Annotated in this window: 16 protein-coding genes; 13 read left to right on the plus strand and 3 right to left on the minus strand. The window is 53.2% G+C overall.

Annotated features, from left to right (window positions below):
- The first annotated feature begins 113 nt into the window (after window positions 1-113).
- Window positions 114-761: an acyl carrier protein phosphodiesterase gene (locus ACFO3I_RS08265; RefSeq protein ID WP_377333240.1), complete on the plus strand. Its 648-nt coding sequence runs from the start codon at window positions 114-116 to the stop codon at window positions 759-761.
- On the opposite strand, the gene ACFO3I_RS08270 is transcribed toward ACFO3I_RS08265, so the two are convergent.
- A complete protein-coding gene (locus tag ACFO3I_RS08270; RefSeq protein ID WP_377333242.1) occupies window positions 719-1,189 on the minus strand; it encodes a SixA phosphatase family protein in 471 nt (156 codons plus the stop codon). The two genes, ACFO3I_RS08265 and ACFO3I_RS08270, sit on opposite strands and share 43 nt — an antisense overlap.
- Before the next feature lie 181 nt (window positions 1,190-1,370).
- Between ACFO3I_RS08270 and ACFO3I_RS08275 the strand changes: the two genes are divergently transcribed.
- The 9 genes from ACFO3I_RS08275 to ACFO3I_RS08315 all read left to right on the plus strand — a co-directional run bounded on the left by ACFO3I_RS08275 (window position 1,371) and on the right by ACFO3I_RS08315 (window position 10,462).
- Window positions 1,371-1,766: a ribonuclease E inhibitor RraB gene (locus ACFO3I_RS08275; RefSeq protein ID WP_377333243.1), complete on the plus strand. Its 396-nt coding sequence runs from the start codon at window positions 1,371-1,373 to the stop codon at window positions 1,764-1,766.
- Between the two features lie 26 nt (window positions 1,767-1,792).
- Window positions 1,793-2,497, plus strand: coding sequence for a YebC/PmpR family DNA-binding transcriptional regulator (locus tag ACFO3I_RS08280; protein ID WP_377333245.1), 705 nt, complete (start codon window positions 1,793-1,795; stop codon window positions 2,495-2,497).
- Window positions 2,498-2,706: 209 nt separating this feature from the next.
- A complete protein-coding gene (locus ACFO3I_RS08285; RefSeq protein WP_377333247.1) occupies window positions 2,707-5,163 on the plus strand; it encodes a TonB-dependent receptor in 2,457 nt (818 codons plus the stop codon).
- A gap of 59 nt (window positions 5,164-5,222) precedes the next feature.
- Window positions 5,223-6,809 (plus strand): tetratricopeptide repeat-containing sulfotransferase family protein, encoded by a 1,587-nt coding sequence (locus ACFO3I_RS08290; protein WP_377333249.1) that lies wholly within the window; start codon window positions 5,223-5,225, stop codon window positions 6,807-6,809.
- A 68-nt stretch (window positions 6,810-6,877) separates the two neighbouring features.
- Window positions 6,878-7,402: an inosine/xanthosine triphosphatase gene (yjjX, locus tag ACFO3I_RS08295; protein WP_377333250.1), complete on the plus strand. Its 525-nt coding sequence runs from the start codon at window positions 6,878-6,880 to the stop codon at window positions 7,400-7,402.
- 98 nt (window positions 7,403-7,500) lie between these two features.
- On the plus strand, window positions 7,501-8,181 hold the full coding sequence (locus tag ACFO3I_RS08300) for an AraC family transcriptional regulator (RefSeq protein WP_377333252.1): 681 nt from the start codon (window positions 7,501-7,503) through the stop codon (window positions 8,179-8,181).
- Between the two features lie 182 nt (window positions 8,182-8,363).
- Window positions 8,364-8,912, plus strand: a complete 549-nt coding sequence (locus ACFO3I_RS08305; RefSeq protein ID WP_377333253.1) for an NADPH-dependent FMN reductase — start codon at window positions 8,364-8,366, stop codon at window positions 8,910-8,912.
- A gap of 78 nt (window positions 8,913-8,990) precedes the next feature.
- Window positions 8,991-9,998, plus strand: a complete 1,008-nt coding sequence (locus ACFO3I_RS08310) for a GGDEF domain-containing protein (RefSeq protein ID WP_377333255.1) — start codon at window positions 8,991-8,993, stop codon at window positions 9,996-9,998.
- A gap of 65 nt (window positions 9,999-10,063) precedes the next feature.
- Window positions 10,064-10,462 carry a hypothetical protein gene (locus ACFO3I_RS08315; protein WP_377333257.1) on the plus strand — a complete coding sequence of 133 codons (399 nt, stop codon included), beginning with the start codon at window positions 10,064-10,066 and terminating at the stop codon, window positions 10,460-10,462.
- Between the two features lie 49 nt (window positions 10,463-10,511).
- On the opposite strand, the gene ahpF is transcribed toward ACFO3I_RS08315, so the two are convergent.
- Together ahpF and ahpC are read right to left on the minus strand one after the other, a co-directional pair.
- Complete coding sequence (ahpF, locus tag ACFO3I_RS08320; protein WP_377333259.1) at window positions 10,512-12,059, minus strand: alkyl hydroperoxide reductase subunit F; 1,548 nt, start codon at window positions 12,057-12,059, stop codon at window positions 10,512-10,514.
- Between the two features lie 172 nt (window positions 12,060-12,231).
- Window positions 12,232-12,798, minus strand: a complete 567-nt coding sequence (gene ahpC / locus ACFO3I_RS08325) for an alkyl hydroperoxide reductase subunit C (protein WP_377333260.1) — start codon at window positions 12,796-12,798, stop codon at window positions 12,232-12,234.
- Window positions 12,799-13,006: 208 nt separating this feature from the next.
- Between ahpC and ACFO3I_RS08330 the strand changes: the two genes are divergently transcribed.
- The 3 genes from ACFO3I_RS08330 (at window position 13,007) to ACFO3I_RS08340 (ending at window position 14,808) form a co-directional block, all read left to right on the plus strand.
- On the plus strand, window positions 13,007-13,696 hold the full coding sequence (locus tag ACFO3I_RS08330) for a lytic transglycosylase domain-containing protein (RefSeq protein WP_377333261.1): 690 nt from the start codon (window positions 13,007-13,009) through the stop codon (window positions 13,694-13,696).
- Window positions 13,697-13,782: 86 nt separating this feature from the next.
- Entirely contained in the window at window positions 13,783-14,547 is a 765-nt protein-coding gene (locus tag ACFO3I_RS08335) for a hypothetical protein (RefSeq protein WP_377333262.1), read from the plus strand.
- Between the two features lie 132 nt (window positions 14,548-14,679).
- Window positions 14,680-14,808 (plus strand): hypothetical protein, encoded by a 129-nt coding sequence (locus ACFO3I_RS08340; RefSeq protein ID WP_377333264.1) that lies wholly within the window; start codon window positions 14,680-14,682, stop codon window positions 14,806-14,808.
- Window positions 14,809-14,824: the final 16 nt, after the last annotated feature.

Genomic DNA, 14,824 nt, shown 5'->3' on the forward strand with positions numbered 1-14,824 from the left:
AGGTTTTAATCTACCTGATCTGTCTGGCAGATTCATCTGCATATTCCAAGCCGCATATTCCACGTCAAGGCAACTTCAAGCACAATGCTCTTTTGAGGTCAGACGGCGACAGAATGAATTATTTGGCACATTTATGGCTGGCTCAGCACAACACAGGCTCCAGAGTGGGCAACCTGCTGGGCGATTTTTGCCGTGGTGTGGATTTAACTGCACAGCCTCCAACCGTGCTGGCAGGTTTATATAACCACAGAGCGGTGGACTGGTTTACCGACCGGGCGGACGAAGTTCGCCAGGCCAGGCAACTTTTCAGCGCCCCCATGCGCCGCTTTGCCCCGGTTGCATTGGATTTGCTGTTCGATCATTTGTTGATTCGTCACTGGGCAGAGTGGAATCAATCAGCTTTTTCTGCCTATAAAACCCAGCTTTACTGTCAGCTGCAGCAAGACCTGCCGCAGATGCCCACCGGCATGGCGGTGGTGATGCAAAAAGTGCTGCAACAGGACTGGTTTGGCAGTTACGCCACACTACAAGGGGTGCAACACGCCATTCGGGCACTGGCACTTCGTGGACAGCGCACCGGTATTTATGCCGCCATCGCAGATGAGCTGCCACAGTTGCAGCCGCAAATTCAGCCGCTGTTTCTGCGCTTTTTGCCACAGCTACAGCACTTCGTTGTACAAGCCGCCATCGAGCAAAACCCGGCTCAGGCGAAAGCCCGTTACATCAGCGCCACCGGCAAAGACCAAAGTAGCGAGGCTTGAGATCCATCAAGCTGCAACAAGCTGGCACTGGCTTTTTTGATCCGAAAGCAACTGGCCTCTGTCTGCAGATAACTGGCCAGCAGCGCAGACAAATCAGGCTCGTGGCCGACACAGACCAGTAGTTCAGTGCCCTGCCCGGCATAATGGGCGATCGCCTGCTGTTGCACTGCGGCCTGACTGTAGATATCCAGCCAGTTGACTTGCTGCGGCGCTGGCCAGCCGAGTTGACGATGCAGTATCTCTGCGGTTTGCAGTGAACGACACAAGGTACTGCACAGCAACAACCCGGCACCCAGCTCTGCGCCAGCCAAAAACGCCGCCAGCCGCAGGCATTGTTGCCGGCCTTTGTCGGTCAGCTGACGGCTGCGGTCCGGGAAGCCCAAACTGCGGTCATCCGCCGTGGCATGGCGGATCAGTAATAATTTCATGATTAGCTCTAAAATTCTGTGGTTTTCATCGCCGCAGGCCCATTTGTCATTCAGTATCCATCAACGTATAAAAACAGCGCCAGTGCCGCCATACCCACGAGCGAAAAAAACTTGTTATAATCGCCGCACTTTTTCCGGCACAGATAAAGCGCCGGTCCCTTAACAGTGCGGAGAACGAAAGATGCAATTTCCTGATGATGGCAACGGCGATATGCTCAAGGCGATGGCTGAATCCGGCATGGACCTGAGCCAGGTGCTGGCACTGGATTTTTATCTGGTGTTCCCGGACCAGACCAAAGCTGAATCGGCTCTGGCCGCGTTAGCTGGCAGCGCGATGGATGGTGAAGTGGAACTGAACCTGAACGATCTGGACCAATGGGAACTGATTGTCAGCCTGAACATGCTGCCAGAGCATGCCACTATTACCGCCAAAGAAACAGAACTGGATAAATTCGCCAAAAAATTCGGCGGTTACAACGATGGTTGGGGTGTGATGCAACACCAGGACGGCGACGAGGAATTTGCCGACGACGACCACGATCACCACTGCGATGACCACTGTGGTCACTCTCATTAAAACTCAAAAAACAGCGAGAACGACTTATGGGCGCTCAATGGAAAGCCAAACATAAACAAGACGCTGCGGCCGCCAAAGGCCGTATTTTTACCAAATTAGCCAAAGAGATTATGGTTGCTGCCCGTAACGGTGCGGATCCGGATATGAACTCTAAACTGCGGGTAGCGATGGAAGCGGCGAAAAAAGCCTCTATGCCGCGTGACACGCTGGAACGCGCCATTAAAAAAGGCGCAGGCTTGCTGGATGGCCCGGTTAACTACGAAGCCGTGACCTACGAAGGTTTTGCGCCCTATCAGGTGCCAGTGATTGTGGAATGTCTGACCGACAACAAAAACCGTTCAGCCCAGAGTATCCGCGTACTGTTCCGTAAAGGTCAGCTGGGGACATCAGGCTCAGTGTCCTGGGATTTTAAATATTTAGGCGCCATTGAAGCCTCACCAACCAGCCCGGACGCCGACCCGGAACTGGCCGCTATTGAAGCTGGTGCCCAGGACTTTGAAGCGGCAGACGAAGGTGAAACCCTGTTCCTGACCGAACCTACCGATCTGGACGCCGTGTCCAAAGCCCTGCCTGAGCATGGCTTTACGGTGACTTCGGCCAAGCTGGTGTACCGGCCGAATAACCCGGTCAGCAGCCTGACCGATGAACAACGCGCCGAAGTGGAAGCCTTCCTCGACGCTATTGACGCCGATGATGACGTACAGAACGTCTATGTCGGCCTGGCAGGTTAACCTTTATCACAAGCCGTTAACCTGAATAAAAACCCGGAAATGCCAACAGCTTTTCCGGATTTTTCGCATAAAAAATCAGAAAAACCGCAAAAGCACCCGCCAAATTACAAATTTACATTCAATTTTACTGATATGCCCTTGAGCTGTGCTCCGGCTTATGGTTTTATCCGCGCGACTTAAAAATCGTCAGGAAATTCGAGGCCGTATTCATGCGATTCCAACCCCATTTGTTAACCGTCGCGGTTTGTACCGCGCTGAGCGCTCTGCCTTCTGTACAGGCTCAACAGCAACACAATGCCGAAGAGGCACAAATTGAAAAAATCAGTGTCACCGCCACCCGTCGTGCCGGCACAGTGCAGGATGCGCCGCTGAATATCACAGCGCTGGATAATGACGTGATGGCGCAGCAGAACATGACAGAGCTGGCCGACGTGGCCCGCTGGGTACCGGGTCTGACAGTGCCGGATTTAGGTGGCCGTGACGGCACACCGCTGATTGTACGTGGCCTGAACACCAACTCCTCAGGTCCGGATTCGGACGGTGGCACTGTCGCCACTTACCTGGGCGAAATGCCGGTGCAAATGGATTTACGCCTGGTTGATATTGAACGGGTGGAAGTACTGATTGGCCCTCAGGGCACCTTGTACGGCGCAGGTACTTTAGGTGGCGCTATCCGTTATATTGCCAAGGAGCCTGAGTTTGGTGTGACCAGCGGCTCCGTCTTTGGTGACATTTCACAAAATGCCGAAAGCGACAGTCAGGGCTCTGAAGGCGGTTTTATCCTGAACCTGCCGTTGTCCGGTGACACACTGGCGCTGCGTACCTCACTGAATTACGTCAATGACCCGGGTTTTATTGATTACAACTACCTGGTGCGTCAGCCTGGAATCAGCCTGACCGATCCGGACTGGACCAATGCCGAACAGGTTGACACCAACCTGCGCCGCAAAGCCGACGCCAACGGCGAAAAAATACTGACCGGCCGCATTGCGCTGCGCTGGTCACCAAACGAAGTGTTCGACTCCACGCTGAACTACTACTACCAAAGCCAGCAAGCGGAAGGCCGTTCGATCAGCCATTACCAAAGCCTGGGCGCCGACAATCCGTTAGCACCACAGATTGGCCAGTACGAGTCTGCCTACCGCTATGAAGAGCCGAACGACCTGGACGATTCACTGCTGAGCCTGGAAATGAAAGTGGATCTGGATTTCGCTGAACTGGTGTCCGCCACCGGCTTTGCCACCTCCAAAGAACAAGGCCAGCGTGACCAGAGCGACCTGTTGATCCGATTGGATTACGGCTACGAAGAATTCCCGGCATTTTCTGCTTTCACCTTTGAAGATGAAAAGGATGAAACCTTTACTCAGGAGCTGCGCCTGGTGTCCAGCGGCGATGACGCCTTAAGCTGGATTGTTGGCGGCTACTACAGCAACAACGAGTTTGACGGCCTGAGTAAAGAATTTACGCCTGGGTTTGACCAGTACGCGCTAAACGTCTGGGAGACCGGTGGCAACCCAAGGCCGGATGCACTGGAATACATTTCCGTTGATAAAACTAAAGTGATTGAAAAAGCCGTATTCGGTGAGCTGAGTTACCAGCTGACTGACGCCTGGCAAGCCACTTTGGGTACCCGTTTCTACCGCTACAGCGTGAACTCAGCCTCAGCGGTTGATTTACCTTTGTACAACTCGGTGTTCGATGGCGCTCCATCGGATCAGATTATTCTGGACTTCGAAGGGGCCAGTGCCAAAGACAATGGCAACCTGCTGAAATTTAACACCAATTACAAACTGACTGAGGACCTGATGGTCTACCTGACGGTCAGTGAAGGCTTCCGTATTGGTGGCTCCAATGGCGTAGCCGCCTGTACACCGGAAGATCTGGAAGGGGGTCAGCGCGTTTGTGCCTTACCGAATGAACGCCTGTATGCGGCCGACACCACCACCAACTATGAGCTTGGGGTGAAATCCAGCTGGCTGAAAAACAAACTGCACTTAAACGCGGCCTTGTTCCGGGTGGACTGGGATGACGCCCAGGTCACAGGCGCCACCATCAATGGTCAGCAGCCCATCATCACCAATGCCGGTGCTGCCAAAGCTCAGGGCATCGAGTTCTCTGGCCGCGCCGTGCTGACCGGTGAACTCAGCACTTACCTCACCTATGCCTACACTCAGGCAGAGCTGACCTCAGATGCACCTTTCCTGTTTGCCGTGGTGGATGAGCAAGGCACTGAACTGCAGGATTATTACGACGGGAAAGCTGGCGATCGCCTGCCGGGCTCACCAGAGCACAGCCTGTCCTTTGGCCTGAATTACCAGACGGATGTGTTCGAAGACAGCCAGCTGGACCTGAGCTACGGCGTCACTTACCAAAGCGATGTCTACACCAAAGTTGGCCTGCGTGCCGACGGTGAAGCCTTGCCTGGTTATGCCGTGAATAACTTTTCCGCCAAGCTGGCACAGGACGCCTGGTCGGTGACCTTCTATATCGACAACCTGTTTGATAAATATGCTTTTACTGCCACCCGCCGTGACCGTGGCGATATGGGTCTGGCCCGCTTTGACGAGATGAACAGCAATGACCCGGCGCTGCAGCGCAACTACGGCCATTACATTCTGACGCCTCGCACCTTGGGCCTGAAGTTTAACTATCAGTTTGAACTTTAACGGCAATGCGATATAAACAAAGCGCCTGAAGGCGCTTTGTTTTTTTTACAGAGAGACTGATGCAATCACCGATCACCCTGCCTGCGCTGACGCACGCCAAAACCCTGATGCAACAGCAAAAGTGGCAACAAGCTTACCAGTTGCTGGCAGGCCTGGTGCAGCAACAACCGCTATTGGCTGACAGCTACTATCTGATGGCACTGATCCAGCTGGAACATCAGCAGCTGCATAAAGCCAAAGCCCTGTTAGTCCAGGCGTTGAAACTACGTAATGCGCCGGAGTTTAGGGTACAACTTATTCAGGTGTGCAGCCTGCTCGCGCAGATGGCAGATGTCAAACAGTTACTCAAACCCCTGGTGGCCAGTCAGCTAACTAATGCGCTTTGGGCCGATATAGTTGGAGTTGCGCTGACCCGGCTTGGAGACCATCAGGCGGCTCTGGCCTACTTTGCTCAAGCCACAGTTCTTGCGCCGGACAACGCGGCTTACGCCTACAACTATGGGGTAGCACTAAAGTTTGATGGCGATTTTACAAGGGCCCGCAACGCCTTACAGCACGCAATTACCATGGATCCGAGCCATAGCGCTGCCTGGTACGCGCTGACCGAACTCGACAGCGCCGAACAAGCCACCATGCATAGCGCGCAGTTGCAACAGATGTTAAAGCAGCAGACTGAGCCGGAAGAGCGCCTGATCCGCAGCCATGCCTTAGCGCGCTGTCTGGAAACTGTGGGTGACTATGCCGAAGCTCTGGCAGTGCTTCACCCCGCCAAACAGGCAAAACGGCAGAGCGCAGCCCAAGCGGTCCAGCAGCTGTTACAGCTGTTTCCTGCCTTCACGGAACTGGCACAACAAGCCAGTTCAGCCACAGGTGGCAGCCTGAGCACAGAACCGATATTTATCATTGGCATGCCACGCTCCGGCACCACCTTGGTGGAGCGGATTTTAAGCAGCCACAGCCAGGTGCAATCGGCCGGCGAATTGCAGGATTTTGCCACCGCAGTGAAAGAGCTGACGCAAAGCCCGGGCCGAACCGTGTTAGACCCGGCTACGCTGGCCGGCGCTTATCAGCTGGACCCAGCCGCTATTGCCGAGCGTTATTTGCAACGCAGCCGGGTACTGACGGGCAGCAAGCCCCATTTTATCGACAAGCTGCCATTTAATTTCTTTTACGTTGACCTGCTGCGCCGGGCCTTCCCGCAGGCGAAGATTATCTGGATGCTGCGTAACCCGGCCGATACCTGCCTTGGTAACTACCGTGCGCTGTTTTCACTGCATAACCCTTATTACAGCTATGTGTTTGATCTGAAAGACACCGCCGCCTTTTATGCCGGGTTTTACCACTGGACTTTGTTCTGGCAACGGCAGCAGTTGCCACAAATTCGTTTCCAGTCCTATGAAGAGCTGGTGCGCCAGCCCGAACAACAAACTTATGAATTGCTGCAGTTTTGTGGCCTGACGCCAGAGCCCGGCTGTTTTGCCTCAGAGCAAAACCAAAGTCCGGTAGCGACCGCCTCTAAAGTGCAGGTGCGCGAAGCCATCCATACCAAAGCCGTGGGGCGCTGGGCCCGCTATCAACCAGCGATAGCCCCTTTGCTGCAGGCTTTGGCTCAGCATCAACTGCCCTTTGAGTGGCCAAAAATCTGACACCTTCAGCTTTGGCTCCTGCAGTCAAAAGATTTATACTGCCGGCCTTGTATGTAAGGATGTAACGAATGAACGTTCTGGTCGCCTCAGCCAACCCAGCCAAAATCCGCGCTGTTGAATCTGCCTTTGCCGACGTCTTCGGCCGCGCCAATTTATCCGTTTGTGGTATTGCCACCGAAAGCGGTGTCGCCGCGCAGCCGATGACCAGCGCCGAAACCCTGCTGGGCGCACAAAACCGGCTGCAGGCGCTGCTGCACGCTGATGCCGACTACAAAGTCGCGATTGAAGCCGGATTAGATGGCGATATGACCTTTGCCTGGATGCTGGTCGAGCACCAAGGCATGTACGGCAAAGCCCGCTCGGCCAGCCTGATGTTGCCACCGCAAGCGTTGACGGCACTGCAACAAGGCGAGGAACTGGGCGATGTGATGGACGCCATGTTCGCCGAGCAGAATGTGAAACAAAAAGGCGGCGCTATTGCGCTGTTAACCCAGGACAAACTCAGCCGCAGTTCGGTCTACCATCAGGCATTGATCCTGGCACTGATCCCGTTTTTAAACCCAGAGTTGTTTCCAACACCGCCTTTAGCCTGAGATTTACTGCAAGTCCGCACTTTTGGTCATGGCCGTTAACGGCCGCTACTGCTAACCTGCCAGCCAGTTTACACAAGGTAGCGGCAGCTAAAATGGTCATGGCTAAAACCGATCTCTGGCAACAACTGTTGGTATTTATTGAACAGAACCTGCATACCGAACTGGATACCAGCTTGCTGGCCTCGCGGGTCCATTTAAGCAAATGGCATTTTCAACGACAGTTTAAACAGCAATACCAGCAAAGCGTTGGTCAGTACATTCGCGCTTTGCGATTGGCCAAAGCCAGTGCCCGGCTGCAGTACCGAAGCGATGCCATACATCAGCTGGCCGGGCATTGCGGTTTTCTGAGCTCGGAAGGCTTCAGCCGTAGTTTTTTACAGCACAGTGGCATGGCGCCATCTGAGTTTCGCCGGCAAACTGCCCAACTGCCGCCAGGCCAAAGCCTGCTGCCTGCCGGGGTGACAGATCCAGAATGGCTTTGGCTGGAGCCGCTGACGGTGGCACTATTGAACCATCATGGTTCGATGCAGCAACTTGGCAGCACAATTCAGCAGTTTATTCAGTGGCGTAAGCAAAACAAACTGCCACCTACGGTCAGCCGGACCTTCAACTTATGGTGGCAAGACCCAGCCACTGCAAGCACTGACCGCTCCCCTTTTGCGCTGGCTGCAGAACTAAGCAGAGCGCCAGCGCAACAACTGCAGCCGTTGCAGTCCTATCAGTTATTCGGCGGCAGCTACCTGAGACTGCGACTGACCGGCCCTGAGCAGCACTATTAGCGCCTGGTTCAACAGCTACTGCAGCAGTGGCTGCCCTCATCCAACGCGGTATTGCGTGAGGAGCCCGTTGTGCTAGAACGACTATGCTGGTTCCCGGATGTTGCCGAATGTGACGCAAAAAGCTGGCTTTATCTGCCAGTTTGCGCCTAAGCTGGGCTTTGTGACTCATTCTGGAGAGACCTATGACAAGCTTAAAGATCCTGGCAATATGTGGCAGTTTACGGCAAAAGTCCAACAACAAAGCTTTATTGCAGTATGCAATGCAGCAAGCGCCGACAGGCATTGAGATTGAACTGGCAGACCTGTCTGGGCTGCCATTTTACAACTCAGATTTAACCGAAAAACCTGACAGTGTGACGAAACTGATTGCTCAGGCTGCCGCCGCCGATGCGCTGCTGCTGGCGAGCCCTGAATACAACTACTCTATCGCGCCTGCACTGAAAAACGCACTCGACTGGTTGTCCCGCGAACCGAACAATGGCGTGCTGGCCGGCAAAACTGCGGCGATTATGGGCTCAGGTGGCGGTATGGGCACCTCCAGGGCGCAATACCATCTGCGTCAGGTCTGTGTCTTCCTCGACCTGCATCTGGTGAATAAGCCTGAAGTGTTCTGCAATTCCTTTGGCGACAGCTTTAACGCCGCAGGTGAACTGGTGGACGAGCGAATTCAGGGCTTGATTCAGCAGCAACTGCAGGCATTGGCCGAATTGACGGGTAAAATACGCAATTAAAACAAGGCCGTGCTTGTGCCAGGTGAAAAACTTTGTCAGATTAACTAAAGCAAAAACCCACGGATAAGAGGTTGCCGCTTGATTGAGCGTTTAAAACAGGATTTTTACCTGATGATGGTGACACTGGTCGGCGTGCTGGCCAGTTGCACCCTGGTACCTTTTGTACTCTACCGACTGGTCAGTGAAGATTATCTGGTCGCTACGGTCGACCTGCTGCTGATCAGTACCTGCACGCTTTCAGTAAAATGGGCCTGGCGCACTGGTGATACTGAGCGACCTGGCCTGATGATGGCGCTGGCATTTTGTATTGGCGCCGTCACTGTGGTGTATAAACTCGGCTCAGATGCGTTGTACTGGATTTACCCGCTGATGGTGTTTCTGTTTTTTCTGGTGGCTCCACTCAAGGCTCTTTGGTTGTTATTGTCCATGCTGACGGCTATTGCCCTGCTCTACCTGTCCAACCAAAGCCACATCTTTGCCAGCGCCTTTCAGTTTGTCGTCTTTATCGCTACCACATTAATCACCTGCGTCTTTGCCTATATTTTCGCATACCGCACTCATGTTCAGCGCAATGAGCTTAGAACACTGGCCACCATAGACCCACTGACTGGCGCCCGTAACCGGCATCATCTATCCGATGAGCTTTCGGGTGCCATGCAGCGTTATCGTACCTCAGGTAACGATTCAGGTTTGATGTTGCTCGACCTCGACCACTTTAAAAGCATTAATGACCAATATGGCCACCAGACTGGGGATCAGATCCTGGCGCAGCTAATCCCCTTGCTGCGCCAGATGCTGCGCCAGCAAGACCAAATCTATCGTTATGGCGGCGAAGAGTTTGTCATTCTGGTACAAGGCATTCAGCTGGCTGATTTGCATCAGCTGGCAGAAAAAATCCGCCATGGCATCTGGCAACAACTAACGCTGCCGGATGAAAAAACCATCACCACTTCTATTGGCATTGCCTGCACCAGTCAGGCCCGTGACTGGCCACATTGGCTGCAGCTGGCCGATCAGGCGCTGTACCAGGCCAAACATCAGGGCCGCAACAAAGTGATGCTGGCAGAAAACACAGTTACGACTTAAGTCGTAACGCCAGCCAGGAGCCTGTGCTTTATGCTGGCTTTATCTTGGCTTGCAGGAGTGTGCTGATGTTACTGTTTTTTCTACCCCGTTACCTGGCGCTGAGCATTGTGGTGTTACTCGGTGTGGCGTTGCTTCATGCGGTGCAGCCTGTCCGGCTGGGTTTTGTTGCCGATGTGCTGGCGCCACCACTGCTCTGCCTCTGGCTGGTTCGCTGGTACCAGGGCCAGCATCCTCCTTTACAGCTGTCAGACCGGCCACGGCTCACCTATGGCCTCGCCATGCTGGACGCACTGTTGCAGGCGGCGCTGGTGTTTATCAGTGTCGGTTCAATGCAGGCGATTGCCTTAAGCGATGCAGTGCTGAGCTTTTTTAGCGTGGTGGTGTTTCACACCCTGATGATTTATTTTGCCTTGGGCTACACCATCAGCAAAGGGGCTGTAACGCCAGCGTCCAAAGCCGCCTGAAACAAAAAGGGCTGGTATTAAACCAGCCCTTTTGAATAGTTTCAGTGGATTAACTGCGTAGCAGGTGATCGAAAGCACCTAAAGCTGCAGTGGCACCAGAACCCATCGCAATAATGATTTGCTTAAATGGGGTGTTGGTGGCATCGCCAGCCGCATAGACACCATTCAATGAGGTCTTGCCATGGCCGTCGACGATAATCTCACCACGGTTGGTCAGCTCAATAGTTCCGCGCAGCCATTCAGTGTTTGGCACCAGGCCAATTTGCACGAAGATACCTGCCAGCTCGACTGTTTTGCTGTCACCTGTCGCACGATCTGTGTACTGCAGGCCGACCACTTTGTTGCCATCCCCCAGCACTTCTGTGGTTTGCGCTTGTTTAATAATGGTGATGTTTGGCGTAGATTCGGCTTTTTTCACCAGCACGGCATCTGCACGCAGACTGGCATCAAACTCCAGCACAGTCACATGTTCAACAATCAGTGACAAGTCCAGTGCGGCTTCAATCCCAGAGTTACCACCACCAATCACCGCCACTTTTTTGCCTTTAAACAGCGGGCCGTCACAGTGCGGGCAATAAGCGACGCCTTTACCACGGTATTCTTTTTCTCCCGGCACGTTCATTTCGCGCCAGCGGGCTCCGGTCGATAACACCAGACTCTTGGCTTTTAATACCGCTCCGTTGGCCAGTTCCAGCTCCAGATGTTCAGTGCCCTGGCTCAGCTTCACCGCTTTCTGGCTGTTCATCACGTCCACTTCATACTGACGGACATGGGCTTCTAAATTCGCTACCAGTTTTGGCCCTTCAGTTTCTTTCACAGAAATAAAGTTTTCGATACCTACGGTATCCGCCACCTGACCACCAAAACGCTCAGCCACCACACCAGTGCGCAGGCCTTTCCGGGCTGAATAAATCGCCGCTGACGCACCAGCCGGGCCACCACCGACAATCAGCATGTCGTAGGGGGCTTTGGTTTTCAGTGCTTCGGCCTGACGGGCTGCCGCATTGCTGTCCACTTTGTTCAGGATATTGGTCAGGCTGATTGCACCTTGCGAGAACTGCTGACCATTCAGGAATACAGTAGGCACCGCCATAATGTTGCGTTTGCTCACTTCGTCCTGGAACACTGCACCATCAATCATGGTGGTTTTAATCTTCGGGTTCACTGCCGCCATCACGTTCAGCGCCTGCACCACTTCAGGGCAGGTCTGGCAGCTTAAGGACACAAAAACTTCGAAGTTCAGTTCATCGGTCAGGCCGGCAATTTGCTCCAGCACCGCCTGCTCTTCTTTAATGGTGTGGCCACCTGAATGCAATAAGGCCAGCACCAGTGAAGTAAACTCGTGACCCAGCGGCACGCCGGCAAAACGGATCAGGCTGTTTTTCGCTGTGCCACGCACAGCCATCGACGGTGCGCGGACTGTGATGTCAGTTTCTTCTTTGACAGACACCAGCGGGCTTAAGCCAGCGATATCCGCAGCCAGGGCTTTAATTTCACCGGCTTTATCACTGTTATCTAATGCAACAACCAGCTCCACCGGGCTTTTCAGGTATTGCAAATACGTCTGTAACTGAGATTTTAAGGTTGCATCTAACATATTCGACTCCTTTTGCTGCCACTACTGGTCTGCTGCTACTGCCTTTTCGGCAAAGCTTCGCCATGCGGGACAAATCCCACGGGCAAAACATACTTAATTCGGAAAGAAGCTGGCGGCCTGCGCCAGCTTTTATAACGAGGGGCTGGAGGTCAGCCCCATGGTCTTTTCAGACTTAGATCTTACCAACCAGGTCCAGAGATGGAGCTAAAGTCGCTTCACCCGGAGTCCATTTAGCTGGACATACTTCGCCATCGTGGTTTGCAACGTATTGAGCAGCCTGAACTTTACGGAACAGTTCTGCAGCGCTGCGGCCGATACCCAGGTCGTGGATTTCAGCAACTTTGATTTCGCCTTCCGGGTTGATCACGAAAGTACCACGCAGAGCCAGACCTTCTTCTTCGATCATCACACCGAAGTTACGGGTGATAGTACCAGTTGGATCACCGATCATTGGGTAGTTGATCTTCTTGATGGTTTCAGAAGCATCGTGCCACGCTTTGTGAGTGAAGTGAGTGTCAGTAGAAACTGAGTACACTTCAACACCGATTTCCTGGAACTTGGCATAGAAATCAGCCAGGTCGCCCAGCTCAGTTGGACATACGAAAGTGAAGTCAGCTGGGTAGAACACCACAACAGACCATTTGCCAGCCAGGTCCTGATCAGTGACAGGAACGAATTTGCCATGGTGGAAAGCAGTGGCTTTAAACGGCTTAATTTTGGTGTTGATAATAGAAGACATTGTCATACTCCATGTTGGTTAGTGAAATTGAACATACATCAGATGTTGCACAGTGTAGTCCGACTGAATTATTTAATACAACGAATTAAATCCATAAATCTAATCAATTTAAATGATTAAACAAAACTCAACCTGACTGAGCAACACTGCCAGCCCAGACTTCTGCACTAGACTGAAAGAAACTCAGCTCAAAGCATGGGGGCAAATTGTGACAGTTCAAGGCATTAGCTGGCTTGGCGCTGCGCTTTTTTTGCTGAACCACAGCTTCTGTGCAGCCGAACCTGTGCTGGTGTACCAGTATAAGGACAGCAAAGGTATCACCGTATTCACCGACAAAGCGCCAGCAGGCACAAGGTTTCTGCTCAGAAAATACGATTGCCTGGCCTGTAGGGTCCAAGCACAGCTGGACTGGACAACGACCCCATTGTTTTTAACCGAGTATCAGCCACAGATACAACAAGCCGCCCGCTTGCAGCAACTGGACCCCGCGCTGCTGCGCGCGGTGATCCATGCAGAATCAGGCTTTGACCCCAAGGCCCGTTCCTCCAGCGGAGCCTTGGGCCTGATGCAGTTAATGCCAGCCACAGCCAGGGAATTGGGGGTGGCCGACAGCCTGAATGTCGCAGAAAACATTCAGGCAGGCGCGGCTTATCTGAAGCAGCAACTGCAACGTTTCCCCAATCAGCTTGGGCATGCGCTGGCCGCTTACAATGCCGGCCCTGAGACAGTCAGGCAGTATCAGGGCGTTCCTCCTTACACCGAAACGCAGCGTTATGTCAGCCGGGTTCAACTGTTATTACAGCGTTACCGCAGTGCCAGTTTGCCCGTTCCTGCCTTAGCAGCCGCCCCTCCCTTCATAACTCCTGCTGACAGCATCGCTGTGGCCATTAAAGAGTAACAAAGTATAACCCTTTGAATAGATGTAATTTTTAGCTTTGCGTTCAGGCTGGGCTATACGGCAGACTAATAAAAAAGGAGAGTCTGATGAAAAAAATAGTTCCCGTCGCCCTGGTTCCCTTGCTGCTGAGCGCTTGTGTGGTGCATGTTAATGCGTCCAGCCCTGAACCCACCCACCAAGAAAGCCAGCAGCTGTTTGTCAGCGGCAGTGGTATTAAAACACTGTCCGTAGAAAGCCAGGCAGGTAACCTGCGTATTATTGGCAAAGCAGGCCAAAGCCAGATTGATGTCAGCGCCAAACTCTATTACCAGGATAAATCTCAGGTGCAGCTGAGCCTGGAAAGCAAAGGTGATCATGCCATGTTAATGGCGAAGACGGACGGCAAATGCTTTGGTATTTGTACCGGTGAGTCTCCGCGCATTGATCTGGAAGTGACAGTGCCGGCCTCGCTGCTGCTGGACCTGGACGACGGCTCAGGCAATATCAGCATCAGTGGCATGACAGCCGATATCGACCTTGAAGATGGCTCAGGGGACATTCAGCTTCACGGCGGCGCGTCCGTCAAAATTGAAGACGGCTCCGGTGGCATCCAAATCAGTAATCTGACCGGTTCGCTGATTATCACCGATGGCTCAGGTTCAATCGAGGTGCAACAGGTGGCGGGTGATGTAGCGATCAACGACGGCTCCGGGGAAATTAACCTACGCAATGTGGGCGGCACTGTCCGTATCTCCGACGGCTCTGGCAGTATCAGCGTGCAGCAAGCGGGCAGCTTTATTCTGGAACAAGATGGTTCAGGTGAAGTGGAGATCAAAGACATTAAAGGCGAAGTCAAGCTGAACAAGGACTAATCCTGCTTCAGTCAAAGCCCGGATTTAAGCTCCGGGCTTTCCGCTTATCCCTTTTCATCGCCTCTGGTCACGTCCGCCTGCCACTTCTGCGCAGCCTTGCTGCATAGTCACTGCAGCAGGAGGACATTCAGCATGACAAAAACCGAATTACGGGCCGCAGGCCTCGGCTTTATGGCGTTAAGCAGTATATTGGCACTGGGCGCCTATTTACCTGTGCTAACCAGTCCTTTGCAGTCTTGCTGGTCCAGCTTGCTGTTTTAACTTCCGTAAAGCTAAA

The organism is Rheinheimera marina, from assembly GCF_042654345.1.
Lineage (GTDB): Bacteria > Pseudomonadota > Gammaproteobacteria > Enterobacterales > Alteromonadaceae > Pararheinheimera > Pararheinheimera marina.